Source organism: Autumnicola tepida (genome assembly GCF_031846485.1).
GTDB classification, from domain to species: Bacteria; Bacteroidota; Bacteroidia; order Flavobacteriales; family Flavobacteriaceae; genus Autumnicola; species Autumnicola tepida.
Map to the genome: position 1 here is coordinate 13,832 of NZ_JAVRHQ010000018.1, position 21,936 is coordinate 35,767.

The following is a 21,936-nucleotide window of genomic DNA, read 5'->3' on the forward strand; positions in this document are numbered from 1 at the left end:
AGGGGCATAGGGATATAAACCTTACCTTTGCAGAAATTTCTAATATGCCTAGAATTTTAGCTTTGGATTATGGTGTAAAGCGAACGGGAGTTGCGGTTACAGATGAGATGCAGATTATCGCATCTGGCCTTACTACTGTGCCTACTAAAGAATTGCTGCCTTTTCTGGAAAAATATTTTCAGCAGGAAAATGTAGAATTAGTTTTGGTGGGAGAACCAAAGCAAATGAATTATTCAGCTTCAGAGAGTGAAGTTTTAATTCAGAAATTTTTGCAGCAATTCGCTGAAAAATTTCCGCAGATGGAGTTGAAGAGGGTAGATGAGCGTTTTACTTCAAAAATGGCATTTCAGAGTATGATAGATAGTGGAATGAAGAAGAAAAAAAGGCGAGATAAAGCCCTGGTAGACGAGATAAGCGCTACGATTATTTTACAAAGCTATCTTTATAAATGATTAATGATAAAGGCCTAAGGTTTAGTAGGGAAATTAATTGTTAATGCAGAAAGATCTAAAACTACGTTCAAAAGATTTTGCCCATTTGTGTGTAAAAATTGCTGTATCCCTGCCTGAATCTGCTTTGGGAAGGCATATTAAGCACCAGTTGATAAGATCCTCAACTTCAGTAGCGGCAAATTACAGAGCTGCAAGCCTGGCCCAGAGTAAAAAAGCTTTTATTTCAAAGTTAAGCATTGTTGTAGAAGAGGCTGATGAATGTGTTTTCTGGATGGAATTTCTTAAAGAAGAAGGTTTGGCAACAGGCATGGAATTTGAATCAACATTACAGGAAGGACGAGAATTAACTGCTATTTTCGTTTCTTCCCGCCGAACAGCAGAGAAAACAAATAACAGATAAGTATAGAAGGTTATTATAATAGACCTTTAACAATAAACATTAGAAGATGATTTTACCTATTGTAGCTTATGGAGATCCTGTTTTAAGGAAAAAAGCAAAGGACATTCCTGAAGATTACCCAAAACTGGATGAACTTGTGAACAGCATGTGGGACACCATGTACAATGCCTATGGAGTTGGCCTGGCCGCGCCACAGGTGGGACTGCCTTTAAGGATGTTTGTTATAGACCCCGCGCCTTTTGCAGAAGATGAAGAGCTGGATGAAGCTGAAAAGGAACAATTAAAGAACCTTCGCAGGGTCTTCATCAACCCTAAAATAATTGAAGAAGAAGGGGAAGAATGGGCTTTTAACGAGGGTTGCCTGAGCATTCCCGAAATAAGAGAAGACGTCTTCAGAAAACCTGATATAGTGATTGAATACCAGGATGCTGAATTCAACACCTACAAAGAAGAATACACAGGTTTAGCGGCGAGGGTTATTCAGCATGAATATGACCATATTGAAGGAATTTTGTTCACAGATAAGCTTTCCAGCCTTAAAAAGAGGATCATAAAAAGCAAATTGAGCCAAATCTCCAAAGGAAAAATTAAGATCGATTATAAGATGCGCTTTCCGGAGATGAAAAAAGGCAGATAATCATTTTGATAATTAAGGCAGGGATGAGATATTTGCCAGCCAAATTAAATAAACTATGGGCTTAGAAAAAATATTAGCAATTTCGGGAAAGCCGGGATTATATGAGATGAATGCGCAAACCCGGGGCGGATTTATTGCCACTTCTATCGTGGACGGAAAGAAAATTTCTGTAAACCTGCGCCACAATGTGAGCGTGCTTAGTGAGATTGCCATTTATACCTATACCGAGGAGGTGCCGCTAGGAGAGGTTCTCAATAAGATAAAGGAAAAGGAAGATGGGGGAGAGGCCATAGACCACAAATCTTCAAAAGCAGAATTGGAGCGTTATTTTGCTGAAGTTTTGCCAGATTATGATGTGGACAGGGTTTATGCGAGCGACATAAAGAAAATTATCCAGTGGTATAACCTGCTTGTTAAAAACGGGATGACCGATTTTTCTAAAAAGAGCAAAGAAGAGAAAGGCAAAGACGAAGAAGAATAGCCTTTTGAAATATTTCACCGGCCGGGCCTAAATTTGAATTTCCGCGAATGAATTCAAAGCTTTTGCCCGGCTCTTTCTTTTCTTCTTTCGGTAATACTTTTCTTCAAAAAATTATAAAACAGTTAATCGTCAGGAGTTGAATTTTTTCTTGATCCTGTCCAGCTTCCTTTTGCTCTCCCGGTTTTTAATTGTTTCCCGCTTGTCATAGATTTTTTTACCCTTTGCCAGCGTGATTTGTAGTTTTGCCAGTCCACGGTCATTTATGAACAATCTCAGTGGAATAATGGTTAACCCGGAATTCTTTACTTCTTTTTCCAGCTTTCGCAATTCCCGCCGCTGTAAAAGAAGCTTTCTTTCGCTCTTGGGATTATGGTTAAAATGAGTGGCGTGCGAATACTCTTCAACATGCATATTAATCACAAAAAGTTCGTGATTCTGGAATTCGCAAAAACTTTCGGCAATAGAAGCTTTTCCCTGTCGAATAGCTTTTATCTCGGTACCGGCCAGTTTTATTCCAGCCACATACTTATCGAGAAACTCATATTCAAACTTCGCTTTGCGGTTTTTTATGTTGATGGTATTCGAATTCTTCATAGACCTACAAAAATAGGAAGCTTTATTAAGAAAAGTGTATAATGTTTATTTAAAATTTGGCTATACTTCCAGGAGCTGATCAGAAAATCAATTCCCGACAAGTTTCTTTAAAAACTTATCTTTGCAGCATATTTTACTGGCTTATGAAGAATTTTATTTTCCTAATATCAATTTTGGCAATTCTGTGCAGTTGCAATAATACTTCAGAAGATCCGGAGGCGCAGAAAATTGTAGATAAAGCTATAGAAATTGCTGGCGGGGAGAATTATGAACGTGCCAGGATTGACTTTACTTTCAGGAATAAAACTTATAGAAGTACCCGAAATCACGGCGGAGAGTTTAGCCTGGAACGTACAGTTGTGGATTCTATGGGAACAGAAACTCGGGACGTACTTTCCAATACCGGTCTAAAAAGATTTAGGAATGATACGGCGGTTAAAGTAGCCGATTCCCTGATCAATGCTGTGAGCAACAGCGTAAATTCCGTACACTATTTTTTGCAGCTCCCGTTTGGCCTCAATGCTCCTGCAGCCAATAAAAAGCTGGTTGGCCGCGATACTATAGATAATGAAGGTTATTATGAGATAAAAGTGACTTTTGATAATGCCGGTGGCGGGACAGACCATGAAGATGAATATCTCTACTGGATTAATGACGATACTTATACTGTAGACTACCTCGCCTATAATTATAAGGTAAACGGTGGCGGAGTAAGGTTTAGGAAGGCTGTTAATCCCAGAGTGATCAACGGCATCCGCTTTGTAGATTATGAAAATTTTAAATACAAAGATCCGGGCGTGAAATTACAAAAATTGGATAGCCTTTTTACGGCAGGGGAGCTTACACTTGTTTCACATATCCGTACTGAAGATATTGAAGTAGAACTTACCGAATAACCTCTATTTAATTAATGTAAAGCATTTGGGAAGTTGGGTTTCCCTGGGGGTCAATATTTACAATAAACAAAGCGCCATTTTCATCATCGGGTAAATCCTCGTACTTTCTTTGCTGTAAAATGGCGTTGACGAATTGGGGAGTGGTGTTGCTGTGTCCCACTACCAGGACCTTTTTTCCTTTAGTTCTATTCTGAAAATCCTCATCGTACAGATTATGGTGATCGTATGTGTTAATGTCTAGATTTTTGCTTTTTGCCACTTCCTTTGCAGTTTCCCTGGTACGGGAAAAATCTGTACTGTAAATTGCATCTAAAGGGACATCTGCTAAAACTTCAGCCCATTTTTGCGCCCTTGCTTTTCCTTCTTCATTTAACGACGGATTATTATCGGCAGGATTGCTGCGGTCTTTTTCAGCATGGCGGATAAGAAAATAGGTAGTGCCTTCATAAGTTTGTGAGAGCGCCTTTTTAACTGCGATATTTCCTTCGGCTGAAGTATTTATATTCATAAAATTAGCAAGGAACAGCAAACTAAGAATAAAGAAATTTTTCATGGCTCATTAATTTCAGATAACATTCCATATGTCTGCGGAATCAATTACTTGTTACAGAGTTAGGAATTTTATTGAAGAAATTTTAATTCCAGGAGAATAATTTGTGAGATTTGTGTGCCTATGCTGTTAAAATTGTTATCCGATATTAAAATAAGCGATTGATTTCCGTTTGCCAGTTTAGGGCCAAAGGCCATCCCTTCAATATTGTCAATAATCCCTTCTTCCAGCTTATCTTTTATCGTTTTAAAATCAAAGAGCAATTCTTTTTCCGTAAAACGGTAATCGGCAGTTCTAAGTTGAGGAATTTTTAAAGTATTTGTGGCATTGGCAGCGTTTGCGGCAAAAATCTTTACCGTATTGCCATTGCTGCCATGGCCCGAAGAATACGCCCGTTCCAGCACCAGGAATTTGTCGTTTTTATATTCCAGGATTTCCGTTACCCCGTTCACCGCAAAATAGAGAAATGGAATTTTAGAAATGCCGTCCAGTTTATAGGCAAATTGTTTTATGGCTTTATTTTCTTCGGAATTGAATAAAGTAATCCTTACGGGAGATTTTGTGGGGAATAGTTTGGGTTTTGGTCCGTCCTTTTCCAGCGGAAGCTCTGTGGATGTCCAGTATCCGCTGCCATCATAACTCAGGCTAAGGCCTTCAAAAACTCCATTATTTCGTGGTTTTTGCTCCCCTGAAGCCAAAAAATAATCGGGAAGGGGATAAGTTTCAAGGAATTTTCCATCTTCAGAAATCTTGAAAATACCAGGGTCTTTGCCCTTGTCAATTTGTCCTTCGCTGCTTATAAGCACCGCATCTTCTTGAGGTAAATGCCGGATCGATTCAGGGTCCAGATAAACATTCTTCAATTCTGCAGACTGATCTAATTTCACCACCTTATTTATGGTAACTGTATCAATAGAATTTTCCTTCAGTTTTATATCAGCTATGTAATACCTGGGAGTAGAAGGCTGGTCGCAGATGAGGTAATATTTTCCTTCAGAATAATCTATTCCCGAAAGGCCTCCAACTTTGGTGTTGTCGACTTCTAGATTTCCAGGTAACACAAAATCATCAAGATAGTTTAATTCAGCAATATCGTTTTTGATTTTATTGGTGGTCGCGCAGCTGCATAAGAGAAGAAGGGCAACAATGGGAAAAATCTTTTTCATAGAATTTTAATGGTAAAAATAACAAATCCTTAAGAGAAATATGGCATTTTCTTGAGAGAGATCGGTGTATTATATAGGTACCTTTAATCATGTTAACCAATAAATATAGATTATGAACAACGATGAGTTAGAAGGAAAGTGGAAACAGGTTAGAGGTAAATTTAAACAACAATATGGCGATATTACCGATGACGACACTACTTATTCCGAAGGAAAATTTGACGAAATGCTGGGAAGACTACAGGAAAAAACCGGCAAAAGTAAAGAGGAATTGAAAAAGGAAATCGACAGATTGTGATTTAACTTTCATATAAACAAAGCTGCTATTTATGGCAGCTTTTTTTTGGCCTTAAAATTAAATAATTACCAACCTTTAAAAACAATGAATTATGGCAGAAATTGAAATTGAAAAAAAGAAGCCAGTATGGCCATGGATTTTGCTTGCAGTATTAATTATTGCGGCAATCCTCTATTTTCTGGTATTCGCAGATGATGACGAGCCAGAAGAAATAGAAGAAGTAACCACCGAGCAGGTAATAGAAGAAGAGCCTGAAGAAAGCACAAATATGGGCAATATGGCGGCTGTTGCAGAATATAGCAACTATATTGATAATCCGGATATGGGAATGGATCATGAGTACACGAATGGTGCGCTTTTGAAACTCATCTCAGCCGTGGAGGCTACTGCAGACAGTGTTAATGTGAATGTGGATGCAGATATTTCTGAAGCCAGGTCTAAAGCACAGGATATCACTGAAGATGCTTCCGAGTTAACCCATGCCGATAAAATCAAGAGTTCGGGTGAAATTATTGTGAGGGCGTTGCATACCCTACAAACCAAAGAGTTTCCTGATCTTCAGGAAGAATATTCCGAAGTGGAAACTGCTTTAGGCCAAATACAGCCGGAGCAGGAAACGCTTAATCAGAAAGAAGCCGTTAAAGGGTTCTTTGATAAAGCAGAACAATTATTAACCTCAATGAAATAAGGACATTATGAAAAATGGTAAAAAGCATTTATTTTATTTAGATGAACTTTCAGATTACAAAGTAAAAAGCCATGACCCCGATGTACGTGGCTGGAAAATCCACGATAGGGAAGACCGTGTAATAGGAAAGGTGGATAACCTTTTGGTAAATAAACAAGCCGAAAGAGTGGTTTATCTTGATGTTGAAGTGGACTCTTCAATAATAGAAGCCAATCATGATCCATACTCTGGAAAAGCGGAGAGTGGAGTACATGAATTTATAAACAAAGAAGGGGAAAACCACTTGATAGTACCAATAGGATTGGTGAGCCTGGATGAAGATAAAAAGATCGTCCGTACCAATGAAATTGACCATCGCACTTTTGCGGAAACCAAGCGTATGGAACGTGGAAGAACAGTGGACCGCGGTTATGAAATAATGGTTTTGGATTCCTACAATCGTGATGAGGAAGTGGAATATCCTGAAGACGAAACTCTGTACGACCGCAGGGAATATGACAGGGGTAATTACCGCAACTCCTAGGTTCTAATAACCTTCAAAACAAAAAAAGCCGGCTGAAATTTTTCAGCCGGCTTTTTGATTATAAATTAGCCTGGTTTGTTTCTGCCAAATGTTCCTGATTTCGGAAGACCAGGTTATCATTAAATTCATCAAGTAAAATAATGCTATCGGTATGCACTTTTCCCGCAAGGATCTCTTTGGAAAGTTTGTTCAAAACTTCCCGCTGTACCACCCGTTTTACCGGCCGTGCCCCAAATTGTGGGTCAAAACCGCGTTTGGCGAGATATTTAATTGCTTCATCTGTGGCATCCAGGACAATATTCTGTTTTGCCAGCATCTTCTTCACGCCCCGCAACTGGAAGTCCACAATTTTGCGGATATCTTTTTGGGTAAGCGGAGTAAACATCACGATATCATCTATCCGGTTAATAAATTCCGGCCTTACGCTTTGTTTCAATAAGCCTAAAACTTCAGTTTTTGCAGCTTCCATGGCCGTGTCCGGATCAGCAACCGCTTCAAATTTTTCCTGAATAATATGGCTGCCCATATTGGAGGTCATAATGATAATTGTATTCTTGAAATCAGCTAAACGGCCTTTGTTATCTGTAAGCCTTCCTTCATCCAGTACCTGTAACAAGATGTTAAAGGTATCGGGATGGGCTTTTTCAATCTCATCAAGCAATACTACAGAATATGGTTTTCTCCGAACAGCTTCTGTGAGCTGGCCACCTTCATCATAGCCAACGTATCCCGGGGGCGCACCTACCAATCTGCTTACGGAGTGTCTTTCCTGATATTCGCTCATGTCTATTCTGGTCATAGCCGATTCATCATCAAATAAATATTCGGCTAAAGCTTTGGCCAGTTCAGTTTTACCAACACCGGTTGTACCAAGAAAAAGGAAAGAGCCAATTGGCCTGTTTTGATCCTGCAGACCGGCGCGGCTTCTTCTTACCGCATCGCTCACCGCCTGTATGGCTTCTTCCTGCCCCACAACCCTTTTATGAAGTTCGTCTTCCAGTTTTAATAGTTTTTCCCGTTCGCTTTGAAGCATTTTAGTAACAGGAATTCCCGTCCATTTCGCCACGACTTCAGCAATATCATCATTGGTGACTTCTTCCTGGATCAGGGATTTTCCATCCTGCCTTTCCGCTACCTGTTGCTGGAGTTTTTCCAGTTTTTGCTGGGCTTCCTTAATCTTTCCATAGCGTATTTCAGCTACTTTTCCGTAATCACCTTCCCTTTCAGCCCTTTCAGCTTCGAGCCTGAAGTTTTCAATGTCAGATTTGGTGTTCTGGATATTATCTACCAGTTCTTTCTCGTTTTTCCACTGGGCGTTTAATTCATTTCGCTCTTCCTTCAAATTTGCCAAATCTGACCGTAAGGTTTTTAATTTGGTTTCATCTTTTTCACGCTTTATCGCCTCAATCTCTATTTCCAGCTGCATGATCCTCCTGTCCAGTACATCAAGTTCTTCCGGTTTGGAGTTGATTTCCATCCTTAATTTTGATGCTGCCTCATCCATAAGGTCTATTGCTTTATCTGGCAAAAACCTGTTGGTGATGTAGCGTTGGGAGAGCTCTACGGCCGCAATAATAGCCTCATCTTTAATTCTTACTTTGTGATGGGTTTCATATTTCTCTTTTATTCCCCGAAGAATGGAGATGGCGCTTTCCACATCAGGCTCCTCCACGGTAACTTTTTGGAACCGGCGCTCAAGAGCTTTATCTTTTTCAAAATATTTTTGATACTCATCTAATGTAGTTGCGCCAATGGCTCGAAGTTCACCTCTGGCAAGCGCAGGTTTAAGGATATTTGCCGCATCCATAGCTCCCTGGCCGCCTCCCGCACCAACAAGGGTGTGGATTTCGTCTATAAACAAAACGATATTACCATCACTGCCGGTTACCTCTTTTATCACCGCTTTAAGGCGTTCCTCAAATTCTCCTTTGAATTTAGCGCCGGCAATAAGTGCTCCCATATCAAGGGAATAAATTTTCTTGTCTTTAAGATTATCCGGAACATCTCCATCTACAATCCGATGTGCAAGTCCTTCTGCGATGGCGGTTTTACCGGTTCCCGGTTCTCCAACCAGCATTGGGTTATTTTTGGTCCTTCTGGACAGGATTTGCAGAATCCTTCTTATCTCTTCGTCCCGCCCTATAACAGGGTCCAGTTTTCCTTCTTCTGCCATTTTGTTGAGGTTATTGGCATATTTGTCGAGAGAATTGTAAGTCTCTTCTGCGCTTTGGGAAGTTACCCGATCCCCTTTTCGCAGTTCTTCAATAGCTGCCTTCAAGCCTTTTTCAGTTGCACCCTGGTCTTTTAAAATTTGTGCAACTTTACTGGAAGATTTAAAAATGGCCAAAACAAGATGTTCAACAGAAACATATTCGTCGTTCATCTTTTTAGCGATGCTTAACGCTTCATTTACCGTTTTGCCCGCTTCCCTGGATAGCATAATATCCCCACCGCTTACTTTTGGAAAGCTTTGGAGGGTGTTATCCAGAATCTGGTTAAAAAGGCTAACGTTAATATTCAGTTTTTTCAGCAAAAAGGGAGCTACATTTTCATCTACCACAGTGATAGCTTTAAAAATATGCTCGTTTTCAATTTGCTGATGGCCCATTTCCTGAGCAAGCTGCTGAGCTTGCTGGATAGCCTCTTGTGATTTTATTGTAAAGTTATTAAAGTTCATCTTTTTCTGTTTTTCTTCAGAAATAGCAATTTATGTACCTTTCAGGATAAGCGACATTTTGACGCAAGAACTCTTGTATTAAGCTGTCAAAATGGCGTTATTGTTAAGTTTATTAAAAAATCATCCCGAAATGCGCTATTAAAGTTATTAAGAATTAATTTTACGAAAAAGAGAAACTATGGGATTATTTAATAAAGTGTTTAAGAGCGAAAGGGATGTTGCGAAGGAAGAAGTAAAACGTGTTCCATGGAACGAATTAACATCTTTAGAACAACTAAATGAAATAGAAAAGGAATCTGAAGAACACCCGGTGGCTATCCTTAAGCATTCCACCAGGTGTGGGATAAGCCGAATGGTACTGAAGCAATTTGAATCTGATTATAAAGATGATTACCGTAGGGTGAAGCTGTATTTTCTGGATTTACTAAGTCATCGCGATGTTTCCAATGAAATTGCTTCCCGATTCCAGGTGCGCCATGAAAGTCCGCAATTAATCATATTAAACAATAAAGAGGTAGTGCACCATTCTTCTCACCAGGATATCAAGGCAGAGACTTTGGAAACTATCAATTAAATATTTTCATAGCTTTAATATTTATTGTTAAATAATATTAATCTAAAGGCTTTAATATCTGATGATTTGTATTTTCATGTAAACTAAATGAAAAACATGGACAAGGAAATTGATATTAAGGAACTTGAAAAGAGATGGGAAGTTATAAAAAATGCCGATAAAGACCGGCCGAGGAAAGAATTTCAGGATGCGACCCAGAAAAAAGAAGATCAGGAAATAAAACGCAAAGCCGAATCTGATAAAGTTAAATCAGAAAGGGAAAGCGATGTGGATTTTCAGGATCTAAAGAGGGAAGAGGATAATAGATAGAAATAGGAAAGCTGCCAAATGGCAGCTTTTTTTCTAAATAAATTTTAGCTGGATCAACTATTTCTTTTTATGTTCAAAAACGGGTAGCAATTTAGTGCGTACTTCGCCAAAACCTATTCTGCGGCCTTTACTTTGGCAGTATCCACGCATGATAACGGTATCATTATCTTCAATAAATTTTCTTTCGCTCCCGTCTTTTAATTTAATTGGTTCTTTTCCACTCCAGGTAAGCTCCAGCATAGAACCATAAGAATCCTTATCGGGGCCTGAAATGGTGCCGGAAGCCATCATGTCCCCCGAATTTACAGGGCAGCCATTTACAGTATGGTGGGCCAGTTGCTGACTCATATTCCAGTAAAGATACTTGAAATTTGATTTTGAAATGGTAGTTTCTTCGCTGCCTTCCGGTTCCAAAGCAACTTCAAGGTTGATGTCAAAACTTTTCTTTCCTTTATATTGAAGATATGGCAATAGTTCTTTTTCAGGTTTCGGGCTTTCAGTCCTAAATGGTTCCAGCGCATCCATAGTTACAATCCATGGGGAAATAGAGGAGGCAAAGTTCTTTGCCAGGAACGGGCCAAGGGGCACATATTCCCACTTCTGAATATCACGTGCGCTCCAGTCATTAAAAACAACCATTCCAAAAATATAATCTTCAGCTTCATCTACCGGGATGGGTTCTCCTAAGGGATTTGCATCTGTGGTGATAAAAGCCATTTCCAGTTCAAAATCTACTCTTTGTGAGGGGCCGAAAACCGGCTTATCTGCATCGGCTGGCATTGTTTGACCTTTCGGACGGTGAACAGGGATCTCACTGGGAATAATAGAAGAACTCCTCCCATGATAGCCAACAGGAATATGAAGCCAGTTTGGTAAAAGGGCATTTTCGGGATCACGAAACATTGTTCCCACGTTGGTAGCATGTTCTTTGCTGGAGTAAAAATCGGTATAATCCCCCACCTGAACAGGCATCTGCATTTCTATTTCATCTAAAGTAAAGAGTACCGTGGAGCGGTGGTCTTTATTTTCTTTTAATTCTGAATTTTTTTCATCAAAAATATCCGCAATACGATTTCTAACCAATCTCCAGGTTTTTTTACCATCAGAGATAAAATCGTTTAGCGTGTCCTGTAAAAATATATCATCGGTAAGGGGAATACCCTCAAAATATCCTAATTGGTGCAGCGCGCCCAGGTCTATGGCGTAATCTCCTATTCTGGTCCCGATAGTAATAATATCATCCCTTGTAAGGAAAACGCCAAAAGGGATATTCTGTATAGGAAAATCGGTGTCCTCAGGAATATCAAGCCAGGTTTTTCGCCCCGGATCGTTAGCGGTAATTGACATATATTTTTTGGTTTTTTGTTAAAATCTAAGGTATTCAAATATATTATTTTCCACTAATTAACCGAATGTATTTGTTATTTTTGATGAATATTTAACGTAAAAAATAGAAATGCAACGAGACACAGAACTTTTTAATCTAGTACAACAGGAAAAAGAACGTCAATTAAATGGTTTAGAGCTTATTGCCAGTGAAAATTTTGTTAGTGAGCAGGTGCTGGAAGCGGCAGGATCTGTACTTACCAATAAATATGCAGAAGGTTATCCCGGCAAAAGATATTATGGCGGGTGTGAAGTGGTAGATAAAGTAGAGCAGCTTGCCATAGACCGCCTAAAGGAACTTTTTAATGCCGAATATGCCAATGTGCAGCCACATTCCGGCTCCCAGGCCAATACCGCGGTATTTGCAACCTGCATGAAGCCCGGCGATAAATTTCTTGGTTTTGACCTTTCGCATGGCGGGCATTTAACCCATGGTTCTCCTGTAAATTTCTCCGGAAGGCTTTACAATCCGGTTTTTTATGGAGTAGATAAAGAGACTGGTCTTATTGACTACGATAAAGTTTCTGAAATTGCTGAAAAAGAAAAGCCTAAAATGATTATTGCAGGTGCTTCGGCATATTCCAGGGAAATAAATTATAAGAGGTTCCGTGAAATAGCCGATAGTGTTGGTGCCATTTTGTTTGCCGATATTGCGCATCCTGCCGGCCTAATTGCCAAAGGACTTCTAAGCGATCCAATCCCGCATTGCCACATTGTGACTTCCACCACTCATAAAACCCTTCGCGGGCCCAGGGGCGGTATTATATTAATGGGTGAAGATTTCGATAATCCTTTTGGGGAAAAGCTGAAGAATGGAAAGCTCAAGAAAATGTCGGCAATGCTTAACAGCGGTATATTCCCGGGAAACCAGGGCGGGCCATTAGAACATATTATTGCTGCAAAAGCCGTGGCTTTTGGAGAGGCGCTTACCGATGAATTTCTTCATTACGCAGTAAGGGTGAAGAAAAATGCTGCGAAATTAGCCGAAGCTTTTGTTGCCAAAGATTACCAGGTAATTTCCGGCGGAACAGATAACCACATGATGCTGATAGACCTTCGTAACAAAAATGTGAGCGGGAAGGAAGCTGAAGAAGCCCTGGTAAAAGCAGATATTACGGTAAATAAAAATATGGTGCCTTTTGATGATAAGTCGCCGTTCGTAACTTCCGGAATCAGGATTGGTACCGCAGCGGTTACCACCCGCGGATTGACCGAAGAAGATATGCCTAAGATTGTAGAACTTATCGATAAAGTTATTTCTAATATAGACGATGCGGCAGAATTAGGTAAAGTAAAAACAGAAGTGAATTCTTTAATGCACGGAAGGCCACTTTTTAAAGCTTAAGTTTTCAGTTTTAAGCCTCATTTTAATATAAAAGCCACGATTCAAACTTCGTGGCTTTTTATTTTTTGGAATTCTTTTTTCTGAAGCAAATTTATTTTAAGGTTCACCTAAGAAAAACCTGTTTTAGTTCTTCAGAAATTTTGGAAATTTTCTTTGTGTCCTTGTTCATAAGACACCAGGTGGTTTTAGCTTCTACAAGAACTTTTCCTGTGTTGGCATTTTTGATGTTGACGTGCCTTACAGAAGTAACATGAGTGGTTTCCCCAACATAGGTTTCCAGGATTAATTCTTCATCTAAAAAAGCCTGCTGCTTATATTTTATCACGTGTTCCACAACCACCCAAAAAAAGTCTTCCTGCTGTTTTAGAGTAGATTTATGAAGCCAGTGCGCCTTAGCCACATCCTGCACCCACTGCACATATTGTACATTATTAACGTGCTGCTGCTCGTCCAGGTGCTCAGGCTTTACTCTTATTTTCTGTTCAAAAATGTCCTGGGTGGCTGCCATTATTTTTCTACAATTTCAACTTCAAAAATTTTGTCCCAGTTTTTCCCGGTCACGTACAGCCTATCCGTATTTGGATTATAAGCGATACCGTTTAGAACATCCAGTTTTGCATGCTGGGTAACCTTTTCCCGAAGGCCGCGAAAATCTATGACTCCTTCAATAATTCCACTTTCCGGATTAATAATGGCAACTCCATCCTTTTGATAGGTATTTGCGTAAATTTTGCCATTTACCCATTCCAGTTCATTTAATTTTGAAGAAAGACCAAGATGATGGGCAGGCTGAATGTAAGTTTCTTCGGCTAAAGTCTCCGGATTCAGAATCCAGATTTTCTCGGTACCGTCACTTTTATATAATTTCTCGCCATCATTGCAAAGGCCCCAGCCTTCTTCACTCTGGTTATAAGCAAAGGTGCCGGTTTTCTCAAAATCGTCCAGGTTGTAAACCAATCCTTCACCTTCCCGCCAGGTAAGCTGGTATATTTTGTTGTTTAAAATAGTAAGGCCTTCCCCAAAATATTGATCGTCCAGGGAGATTTTGTTCAGCACTTCTCCTGTCTCAAGATTCACTTTTCTTAAGCTGGAACTTCCATATTGGCCGGTACTTTCATATAAGGTGTCGTTATGGAATTCCAGGCCCTGGGTATAGGCATCCTGATCATGCGGATAAGTGTTTATAATATTATAGGTATAAGAAACCGGGGCTTTATTGCTTAATACTTTAATGGTTTTAGTGATTTCCTGTTTTTCACCTTCAGCGTAAATATCTGCTTCAATTTGCTGGTTTCCCACCTTATAATCCTGAAGTTTGAAACGAGCACTCCTTCCATTGTTTTCCGCGGAAAGACGCTCGCCTTCAAAAAAGAAGGATACGGAATCAATTTCTTTGTTTTTGGAGTTTTTTAAAGAGACCTGTACCTCTTCTCCCAGTTTATATTCGGCTGTTTTTTCAGAAGTAACCAGGGAAAAACCTGAAGATTTTTTGTCGGAATTACTTCCGCAGGAAAAAGCTAAAAAAGATAAGGTAAAGAGTGCCAGTATTTTAATGTTTTTCATTTTTAAAAGCTGTAAAATAATGGCCTAAATTAACCATTTCTCATGAAAAAACGCTTGTGAGAAATCTTAAAGGTTGTATATTTGCACCGGCAAGTCCCACACAACCAGCTCCTGCTGAATCCCCCAGGGCGGGAACGCAGCAAGGGTAGGCGGTCGTAGCGGTGTGATGTGGGTCGCTTGCCATTTTTTGTTTCCGCTATTCTCAATATTTATCGCATCTTTGTGCTTATGAAAACAGATGCTCTTCCTAAAAAAGTAGTGCTAATTACCGGCGGATCTTCAGGAATTGGAAAATCTATAGCCGAATATCTTCAGAAAAGGAATTTTATTGTCTACGGGACCAGTCGTAATCCGGAGAAAATTACCGGAAGTTCTGTGCCTTTGGTAGCATTGGATGTTACTAAAAAAGAAAGTATTGCCAATGCGGTTGAGGAAGTGCTGCAAAAAGAAGGAAAAATTGATATTCTTATAAATAATGCGGGGGTAGGGATTACAGGCCCTCTTGAGGAAACTCCAGAAGAAGAAATCCAAAAAGCCTTTGATACCAACTATTTTGGTCCTTTAAATATCATAAAAGCCGTGTTGCCTCATATGAGAAAAAATAAAGGCGGCCTTATTATTAATATTACTTCTATTGCGGGATACATGGGATTGCCTTACCGGGGAATTTACTCTGCTACCAAAGGGGCACTGGAAATTACTACCGAAGCTTTCCGTATGGAGCTGAAAGACTTCAATATAAAAATGACCAATATCGCACCCGGGGATTTTGCCACCAACATCGCGGCGGGAAGATACCATGTGCCGGTGCGGGAGGAAAGCCCATATAAAGAGCCTTACGAAAATACTTTAAAGCTGATGAACCAACACGTAGATGCTGGCAAAGATCCTGAATTGATGGCGGAAGCGGTTTATAAAGTAATTTGCGAAAAGGATCCCAAAGGACATTATAAAGTAGGGGAGCAGCTTCAGAAAATCTCGGTTGGATTGAAAAGAATCCTTCCAGATAAAGTTTATGAGAAGATGCTTTTAAAATTTTATAAATTGTAAATTTGTGGAATTCAACTTTTTCAATCTTTTGGAAAATAACGGATTAAAACTTAAACCAATTTAAAACTAAAAAACAAAATGAAATTTTTTATTGATACTGCAAACCTTGATCAGATTAGGGAAGCTGAGGAATTAGGTGTTCTGGATGGGGTAACCACTAATCCTTCGCTAATGGCGAAAGAGGGAATTACCGGGAAAGAAAACATACTTAATCATTATAAAAAAATCTGTGAAATTGCCACCGGAGATGTGAGTGCGGAAGTGATCGCAACAGATTTTGACGAGATTGTAAAAGAAGGGGAAGAGCTTGCAGCCCTTCATGAAAGGATTATCGTTAAGGTGCCTATGATTAAAGAAGGGGTGAAGGCGATAAAATATTTTAGCGACAAAGGAATTAAAACCAATTGTACGCTTGTATTTTCTGCAGGCCAGGCATTGCTTGCCGCTAAAGCAGGGGCCACTTATGTATCTCCATTCATAGGGCGCCTGGATGATATCTCAACAGATGGGCTAAACCTGATTGGAGAGATAAGGCTTATATACGACAACTATGGGTTTGATACTGAAATACTTGCGGCTTCCATCAGGCATACCATGCATGTTATTGATTGTGCTAAAATTGGAGCAGATGTAATGACGGGGCCACTTTCGGCTATTGAAGGCCTGCTGAAACATCCCTTAACAGATATTGGGCTGGAGAAATTTCTTGCCGATCATAAAAAAGGAAATCAATAATTTTTTCCACAGAATTAATAAAAGGCTGTCTCAAAAAGGCAGCCTTTCTTGTTCCTGTAGTTTAAGATAATCCTATAAGCCATTTCTTATAATTCCGTAATTTTCTTCTTTTGAAAGTTGATCAGCAAAGTTTTTCGGTTTTTGAAATTACCCCTTTTATAACTTCATCCAGCTCATTTGCAGATATAAAAAGATAGTCCAAAAACTCCTTTTGTTCTTTTTCAGTATTTATTTCAGGCAATAAATCTATAAGGCTTAAAATTCGGGAAAGAGGTGCCCGCACTTCATGGGATTGCATCCAGGTAATTTCTTTAAGGAGTTTATTTTGTTGCTGGATTTCCTGTATCATCAATTTTGAACGGGTCACGTCTCTGGCGGCACCTACCACCCGGATAGCTTTTTTATTCTTGTCCCTCACTATAAATGCCTTATCTGAAACGTAAGCGATTTCCCCATCGGCCTTATAGAAGCGGTAATGCATTTTCCACTTCTTCCTGTGTTTACTTTCTAAAGTTTTGGTAAGGGAGTTTATGACTGCAGCCCGGTCTTCGGGATGTACATTTTTAAACCAAAAATCCTGCAGCGAAGTTGCAGCAGAACTTTTATAGCCAAAGATCTTCCGGTAACTTTTGCTTCGTATCACTTTGTCTGTAGAAAGGTCCCAGTCCCAAATCATTTCATCAGTAGCTTTCATGGCTATTTTATAGCGTTCATTGCTTACTTTTACCTGTAGGTCTTTTTCTTTATTTTCCGTGATATCCTGGATTACGCCATCCAGCCTAAGCGGATCGCCGTTATTGTTGGTTACCAGTTTTATACGTTGAAAAACCCATTTTATTTTTCCTGTTGGCGTAACAATGCGATGTTCAAAATCTTTAAATTGATTCTTTGGTAAATGGGCATCCAAAAGGTACCGGTCCTCGGGATGAAAGGCTTTCCTCACATTTTCCATGTTAGGTATAAAATCCTTTGGAGAGCGTTCAAAAAGTTTAAAAGTGGTTTTAGACCATTCAGAAATATCCTCATCTACCCGGCGTGACCAATAGCCTAACTTTGCTATACTTTGTGCGTACTCCAGTTTTTCGGTGCTTTCCTGTAACTGTAATGCTGCATGCTTGGAGGCAGTTATATCTTTTCCTACGGCATAAATAAGGTTTTCATCATGTAATGCAGCAGTGGTCCAGGATATCCATACTACCTTTCCATCTTTGCCAAGATACCTTGCTTCAAAATTGAGATCTGTAGTTTTCTCCTTAAAAGCTACAATTTTGTTTCTCACCTTTTCATAATCTTCCGGATGGATAAATTTTGTTATAGATTGTTGCATGACCTCTTCGGCAGTATATCCCAAAACATCATAAACGGCAGGATTAATTCGAAGAATTTGTCCGTCTAAGCCACCAATGCAAAGAATTTCCCTGGAAAGTTTAAAAAAGTTCACAAGTTCTTCTTCTTTTTTCTTGTGTAAAATGGTTAAGGCAATTTCTTCGTTAATAGCCTGAAGTACCTCTGAGCGCCTTTTGTCGCAGGTGTTTTTTGAAGTGGAAAAAAAACAAATAATGCCCACACATTTACCTGAAGAAAAAAGAGGTACCCCACAGGCGGAAGTGAAGCCCGGGTTTTTTACTGGTAAGGATTCCAGTTCTTCTTTGTTCCAGAAAAGTAATTTATCTTTAACTTCTTTTCCATAAATGCCTTCGCTTACCTGAAAGCTTTGGCTGTTTCCGGACTTCTCAATAAATTTTTTTCCTAATTCTGTAGTAGCGATGCGGGCCGAATGATGAATTTCATCACTGGCAGTAAGCCAGAGTTCTCCACAATCTGCTTCAGTATAGCTGCACAGGCGCAGCAGCATTTTAGGGAAGCTTTCCCCATTATGTGCAGAGCCTTGTAAATCAGATTTTATACCGGTCAAAAGTAGACTTTGTTCCTGCCTGTTTTCTTCTTCGGTTAAATCCTGTAAAGCTCCAACTAATCGAATGGCTCTGTTGTTTTTGTCCCTTATAATAAATGCCCGGTTGGATACTATAGAAATAGATCCATCGGCTCTCAGGTATCTGTATTTTTCTTTCCAAACCTGGCAATCCGGATCTTTTACTGCGGTTTTTAAGGAGTTAATTACGTTAGATACATCTTTAGGATAAATTTTGGTGTAATTTTCGGCATTATAAAGGTCGTAGTAGTAATTTCTCTTTTCATATCCAAAGATGGTCTCGTACCCTTCTCCCCAATGGATCTCACTGCTAATAAGGTCCAGGTCCCAAAGCGCATCATTTGTCGCCTTTTTGGCGAACCGGAAACGTTCATTCGCTTTTGCTAATTCCTCTCTTTGCAGGAATTCTTTAGTAATGTCCCTGGAATTAATTACAATACCATTTATTGCAGGATCATCTTTAAGGTTTGTAGCTACGCATTCCAACCATCTCCAGTTCTTTTTATTATCCTGAAACCGGAAAGCTTGTGGGCGCACCCGTCTGGAATTTTGCAGCTCAACAAAATTAGCGTACAAACGTTCTTTATCTTCAGGATGAATAAAATCAAAGGCATTTTTGCCAAGGAATTCTGAAGGGGGAATTCCCAGTATCTTTTCATTGTTCTCGCTGGCAAATAAAAAATTGGCATTTTCATCTATTATTGAAATCAGATCAGATCCCTCCTGCACCAGTGCCTGGTAGCGGCGGTTGTTCTTTTCAATTTCCAGGTTTTGCCTTATCTTATCGGTTATATCCAAAATCACGCCGTCAATATACAGCAGTTCCCCCTTTGGAGTAAAAACTCCCGCGCCTTGTTCTTCTACCCAAATAATAGTGCCGTCAGCACGTTGCAGGCGGTATTTTATTCTGAAAAAATTTCTTTGTTTGATTTGATCAAGGGCCTGGTAGGTGAGTTCCAGATCTTCAGGAAGTATAATACTGGAAAAGGTTCTTTTATTATTTTTGATGAAATCTGAAGCAGGATATCCCGTGATATCTTTAACCTTTGGGCTCAGGAATTTCATGGTCCAGTGCTCGTCTACTTTGCATCTGTACGCAACGCCCGGCAGGCTGTTCACCAGGTTATCCAGATAATTCCTGGCCCTTTTTCCTTCTTTTTGCTCCTGGATAGTTTCAGTTTTGTCTTCTATACACAGTAGAACCCTCGAAGGAGTTTCGGCAGAATCTAAAATTGGCCTTAGCTCTATTTCGTAGAAATTTCGGATGGTATCTGAATTTTCTTCTTCGGTAAAGGCAGAACAGGAAAATTTGATACTGGTCTTCTCTTCCCTAAGGCTTTTAAGAGATTTGAGGAACAGGGATCGGTTTTGTTGTAAAAAAGGAATATCTTCATTAAACAAATTTTCACCTTTAATTTTAGTCCTCCCCGCCTTCATTATGCAGGAGAATTTTTCATTTACAAGGGAGATGGTATAATGGTCGGGTGCTTTATAATCAAGAATAACAGAAGCAAGCGGAAACAGTTTGAAGACTGTGTGTAATTCCTTATTTTCCATAAAAATCCAGGTGCCGTATTGGGGTTGATTTCGGGGCTATGAGGGAGCCTTTCTGAAATTTTAATTTTTTTTTAACAATGTAATAAAATTCAACTTTTACACAATGTTTTTTGTCGATTTATTTATTTCTTTTGTGGAGCAGAGGCAGCAGTGACTACAATTCGGCTGGATGAGAAATGCCGAAGATTCATATTGCTCTTGCTCTTGAACAGCAATTAGAATATGAGAAAACCACACAGACAAAACAAATTTCTAAAGTTCAGTAGAAAATTTTTGAAGGAATTTTCGCTATTATCTGGACTATTCTAAAATCCCGTTATTTTTAAACCATGCTACTGCATCATCTACTGCTGTTTCTACAGGATGATATTTCATTCCCAACTCCCTTTTGGATTTTTGGTTAGAATAGTAGTTGGAAACGCATAGGATTTTCATATTAACAGAAGAAAGATCAGTTTTAATTCTAAAAAATCTTAACAGGTCTCCTAAATAACCTGCGGCAAGGAGTGCGATTTTTGGCACTTTTAGCATCAGGAAACTTTTTCTCTGGCTCTTTAGCTGCAGAAGTTCGAAGAATTTTTCATAGCTCATATTTTCATTTGCCATGAGATAAGCTTCCCTGTTTTTGCCATTTTTCAGTGCCTTTAAAATTCCCCCGGCCACATCCCGAACATCAACAAAATTCTTTCCGCCGGGAGGATAAAAAATCATTTTTTTATTAAACCCCATTAGAATTATCTGGCCTGAGCTTGGTTTTCCATCGTAAGGCCCAAGCATAAAAGTAGGGTTTACGCGAATAACCTCTATTTCTTCAGAAAAGGAAAGTAGTTTTTCCTCCGCTTCCATTTTACTTCGGGCATAAAATGCTTTGGTGAAAGGAGCTTTGGCTGGAGAATTTTCGGTACCGGGATTTTCCAGGCTGCCATAGCCCATGCTGTTTGCAGAACTAACGTAGATAAATTTTTTCACCTGCCGGGCAATGGCTGCCTTTATTATATTTTCAGCCCCGTGCACATTAATATCTTTATAAGCCTCATAATCCGGAATATCCTGGGAAGTAAGTGCAGCAATATGGATCACGGCATCACAGCTTTTCACAGCTTCCTGCACCCGGGGATAATCCAAAATATCTGCTTCAAACAATTCCAGTCCAGGTTGTGACGGGAGCAGGAACTTTTCTTTACTTCTAATCAGCCCGGTAACAGTATGCCCCTTTTCCAGGAAAAGCTTAATGGTGTTGGTAGCAAGTAAACCGTTTGCGCCGGTAATAAGTACCTTCATTGTTCAGCTCTTTCCAATTCCTTTTTAGCGTTGTTGCTAAGGATTGCCGATTTTGCAGATACCGGCAAAACATGTAGCAGGAACCATCCCAGCCTGTGGGCCCAGTTGAGTTTTATCACTTTTTTCCTGCGGAAGAGTTGCCTTAGGGAGATCCTGGCAATTTCAGAAGGGGGGATTAAAAGAAGTTTTGCAGCGAAACCCTGGGTTTCCAGCCTCGCAGAAACATCCCCGTTTGTTTTCATTGGGCCGGGATTGAGAACACTAAAGGAAATTTGTTTATCTGTAAATTCATTTTGAAGGCTTCGGGTTAAACTATACACAAATGCTTTGGAAGCGGGATAAACCGTTTTATAGGCAATAGGGCACCACGCGGCCATACTGGAAACATTCAAAACATAAGAACGTTCCCCTTTCAGTAAATTTGGAAGAAGCTGATGTGTGATCAGGGAAGTTGCCTTTACATTGAGGTCCAGCATTTTCCCAATGTAACCCGCATCTACGTCCAGGAATCTTTTGTTACCCCCAAAACCCACATTATTAATAAGGATGTCCAGTTCAAAATTATTTACCCAGGCAGTAAGTTCCATTACGTTGGCAGTTTTGGTAAGATCGGTTTCACGGTAATGTACCGTGCATCCCATTTCTTCGAGGCTTTTTGCCAGTTGCCCCAGGCCTTCGCCTGGTAAGCTGGTAAGGATTAAATTATGGTTTTTTTTTGCCAGTTCCATTGCAAAAGCTTTGCCCAATCCCTGGCTGGCGCCGGTAACTACTGCAAAATTTGCATTATTGCTACTGTTCATTGCTCTTTTTATGGTAAGGTTGATTTTTTGAAGTAAAAACG

General features: G+C 39.7%; 23 protein-coding genes and 1 other RNA gene. 14 read left to right on the forward strand and 10 right to left on the reverse strand.

Features of this window, described 5'->3' with window-relative positions:
* Nucleotides 1-44: 44 nt before the first annotated feature.
* Genes ruvX through RM553_RS13685 form a run of 4 tightly spaced genes read left to right on the forward strand, consistent with a single transcriptional unit; the run spans nt 45 to nt 1,970 of the window.
* Complete coding sequence (ruvX, locus tag RM553_RS13670; protein ID WP_311535501.1) at nt 45-452, forward strand: Holliday junction resolvase RuvX; 408 nt, start codon at nt 45-47, stop codon at nt 450-452.
* 43 nt (nt 453-495) lie between these two features.
* Nucleotides 496-852: a four helix bundle protein gene (locus RM553_RS13675; RefSeq protein WP_311535502.1), complete on the forward strand. Its 357-nt coding sequence runs from the start codon at nt 496-498 to the stop codon at nt 850-852.
* 46 nt (nt 853-898) lie between these two features.
* Nucleotides 899-1,489 (forward strand): peptide deformylase, encoded by a 591-nt coding sequence (gene def / locus RM553_RS13680; RefSeq protein ID WP_311535503.1) that lies wholly within the window; start codon nt 899-901, stop codon nt 1,487-1,489.
* A 55-nt stretch (nt 1,490-1,544) separates the two neighbouring features.
* Nucleotides 1,545-1,970 (forward strand): DUF5606 family protein, encoded by a 426-nt coding sequence (locus tag RM553_RS13685; RefSeq protein WP_311535504.1) that lies wholly within the window; start codon nt 1,545-1,547, stop codon nt 1,968-1,970.
* A gap of 129 nt (nt 1,971-2,099) precedes the next feature.
* Here the strand turns inward: RM553_RS13685 and smpB are convergent, their stop codons facing one another.
* Nucleotides 2,100-2,564: an SsrA-binding protein SmpB gene (gene smpB, locus RM553_RS13690; protein ID WP_311535505.1), complete on the reverse strand. Its 465-nt coding sequence runs from the start codon at nt 2,562-2,564 to the stop codon at nt 2,100-2,102.
* A gap of 143 nt (nt 2,565-2,707) precedes the next feature.
* On the opposite strand from smpB, the gene RM553_RS13695 reads away from it, so the two are divergent.
* On the forward strand, nt 2,708-3,460 hold the full coding sequence (locus tag RM553_RS13695) for a DUF6503 family protein (RefSeq protein ID WP_311535506.1): 753 nt from the start codon (nt 2,708-2,710) through the stop codon (nt 3,458-3,460).
* A 7-nt stretch (nt 3,461-3,467) separates the two neighbouring features.
* Here RM553_RS13695 and RM553_RS13700 read toward each other — a convergent pair whose 3' ends face one another.
* Both RM553_RS13700 and RM553_RS13705 read right to left on the reverse strand, forming a co-directional pair.
* The gene (locus tag RM553_RS13700; protein ID WP_311535507.1) at nt 3,468-4,013 is read right to left on the reverse strand and encodes a SixA phosphatase family protein; all 546 of its coding nucleotides are present in this window, start codon (nt 4,011-4,013) and stop codon (nt 3,468-3,470) included.
* Nucleotides 4,014-4,081: 68 nt separating this feature from the next.
* The gene (locus RM553_RS13705; protein ID WP_311535508.1) at nt 4,082-5,176 is read right to left on the reverse strand and encodes an esterase-like activity of phytase family protein; all 1,095 of its coding nucleotides are present in this window, start codon (nt 5,174-5,176) and stop codon (nt 4,082-4,084) included.
* 112 nt (nt 5,177-5,288) lie between these two features.
* Between RM553_RS13705 and RM553_RS13710 the strand changes: the two genes are divergently transcribed.
* The 3 genes from RM553_RS13710 to RM553_RS13720 all read left to right on the forward strand — a co-directional run bounded on the left by RM553_RS13710 (nt 5,289) and on the right by RM553_RS13720 (nt 6,685).
* The gene (locus RM553_RS13710; RefSeq protein WP_311535509.1) at nt 5,289-5,474 is read left to right on the forward strand and encodes a CsbD family protein; all 186 of its coding nucleotides are present in this window, start codon (nt 5,289-5,291) and stop codon (nt 5,472-5,474) included.
* 91 nt (nt 5,475-5,565) lie between these two features.
* Nucleotides 5,566-6,162 carry a hypothetical protein gene (locus RM553_RS13715; protein ID WP_311535510.1) on the forward strand — a complete coding sequence of 199 codons (597 nt, stop codon included), beginning with the start codon at nt 5,566-5,568 and terminating at the stop codon, nt 6,160-6,162.
* A 7-nt stretch (nt 6,163-6,169) separates the two neighbouring features.
* Nucleotides 6,170-6,685, forward strand: coding sequence for a PRC-barrel domain-containing protein (locus tag RM553_RS13720; RefSeq protein ID WP_311535511.1), 516 nt, complete (start codon nt 6,170-6,172; stop codon nt 6,683-6,685).
* 58 nt (nt 6,686-6,743) lie between these two features.
* Here RM553_RS13720 and clpB read toward each other — a convergent pair whose 3' ends face one another.
* Complete coding sequence (gene clpB / locus RM553_RS13725; RefSeq protein WP_311535512.1) at nt 6,744-9,362, reverse strand: ATP-dependent chaperone ClpB; 2,619 nt, start codon at nt 9,360-9,362, stop codon at nt 6,744-6,746.
* A gap of 178 nt (nt 9,363-9,540) precedes the next feature.
* On the opposite strand from clpB, the gene ytxJ reads away from it, so the two are divergent.
* Together ytxJ and RM553_RS13735 are read left to right on the forward strand one after the other, a co-directional pair.
* Nucleotides 9,541-9,936, forward strand: coding sequence for a bacillithiol system redox-active protein YtxJ (gene ytxJ / locus RM553_RS13730; protein ID WP_311535513.1), 396 nt, complete (start codon nt 9,541-9,543; stop codon nt 9,934-9,936).
* Between the two features lie 96 nt (nt 9,937-10,032).
* On the forward strand, nt 10,033-10,245 hold the full coding sequence (locus tag RM553_RS13735; RefSeq protein ID WP_311535514.1) for a hypothetical protein: 213 nt from the start codon (nt 10,033-10,035) through the stop codon (nt 10,243-10,245).
* A gap of 57 nt (nt 10,246-10,302) precedes the next feature.
* Here RM553_RS13735 and fahA read toward each other — a convergent pair whose 3' ends face one another.
* On the reverse strand, nt 10,303-11,592 hold the full coding sequence (gene fahA, locus RM553_RS13740; protein ID WP_311535515.1) for a fumarylacetoacetase: 1,290 nt from the start codon (nt 11,590-11,592) through the stop codon (nt 10,303-10,305).
* 109 nt (nt 11,593-11,701) lie between these two features.
* Here fahA and glyA point away from each other — a divergent pair, with 109 nt between their 5' ends.
* On the forward strand, nt 11,702-12,976 hold the full coding sequence (glyA, locus tag RM553_RS13745) for a serine hydroxymethyltransferase (protein ID WP_311535516.1): 1,275 nt from the start codon (nt 11,702-11,704) through the stop codon (nt 12,974-12,976).
* A gap of 103 nt (nt 12,977-13,079) precedes the next feature.
* Here glyA and RM553_RS13750 read toward each other — a convergent pair whose 3' ends face one another.
* Complete coding sequence (locus RM553_RS13750) at nt 13,080-13,484, reverse strand: acyl-CoA thioesterase (protein WP_311535517.1); 405 nt, start codon at nt 13,482-13,484, stop codon at nt 13,080-13,082.
* Complete coding sequence (locus RM553_RS13755; protein ID WP_311535518.1) at nt 13,484-14,539, reverse strand: glutaminyl-peptide cyclotransferase; 1,056 nt, start codon at nt 14,537-14,539, stop codon at nt 13,484-13,486. The genes RM553_RS13750 and RM553_RS13755 overlap by 1 nt, the downstream gene beginning before the upstream one ends.
* An 87-nt stretch (nt 14,540-14,626) precedes the next feature.
* Here RM553_RS13755 and ffs point away from each other — a divergent pair.
* The 3 genes from ffs to fsa all read left to right on the forward strand — a co-directional run bounded on the left by ffs (nt 14,627) and on the right by fsa (nt 16,324).
* Nucleotides 14,627-14,725, forward strand: an RNA gene (gene ffs, locus RM553_RS13760) — signal recognition particle sRNA small type.
* A gap of 42 nt (nt 14,726-14,767) precedes the next feature.
* Nucleotides 14,768-15,589, forward strand: a complete 822-nt coding sequence (locus tag RM553_RS13765; RefSeq protein ID WP_311535519.1) for an SDR family oxidoreductase — start codon at nt 14,768-14,770, stop codon at nt 15,587-15,589.
* A 78-nt stretch (nt 15,590-15,667) separates the two neighbouring features.
* Nucleotides 15,668-16,324, forward strand: coding sequence for a fructose-6-phosphate aldolase (fsa, locus tag RM553_RS13770; protein ID WP_311535520.1), 657 nt, complete (start codon nt 15,668-15,670; stop codon nt 16,322-16,324).
* A 121-nt stretch (nt 16,325-16,445) separates the two neighbouring features.
* Here the strand turns inward: fsa and RM553_RS13775 are convergent, their stop codons facing one another.
* The 3 genes from RM553_RS13775 to RM553_RS13785 all read right to left on the reverse strand — a co-directional run bounded on the left by RM553_RS13775 (nt 16,446) and on the right by RM553_RS13785 (nt 21,895).
* Entirely contained in the window at nt 16,446-19,814 is a 3,369-nt protein-coding gene (locus RM553_RS13775) for a PAS domain-containing protein (RefSeq protein ID WP_311535521.1), read from the reverse strand.
* A gap of 300 nt (nt 19,815-20,114) precedes the next feature.
* Nucleotides 20,115-21,095 carry an NAD-dependent epimerase/dehydratase family protein gene (locus tag RM553_RS13780; RefSeq protein ID WP_311535522.1) on the reverse strand — a complete coding sequence of 327 codons (981 nt, stop codon included), beginning with the start codon at nt 21,093-21,095 and terminating at the stop codon, nt 20,115-20,117.
* Nucleotides 21,092-21,895 carry an SDR family NAD(P)-dependent oxidoreductase gene (locus RM553_RS13785; RefSeq protein WP_311535523.1) on the reverse strand — a complete coding sequence of 268 codons (804 nt, stop codon included), beginning with the start codon at nt 21,893-21,895 and terminating at the stop codon, nt 21,092-21,094. The genes RM553_RS13780 and RM553_RS13785 overlap by 4 nt, the downstream gene beginning before the upstream one ends.
* Nucleotides 21,896-21,936: the final 41 nt, after the last annotated feature.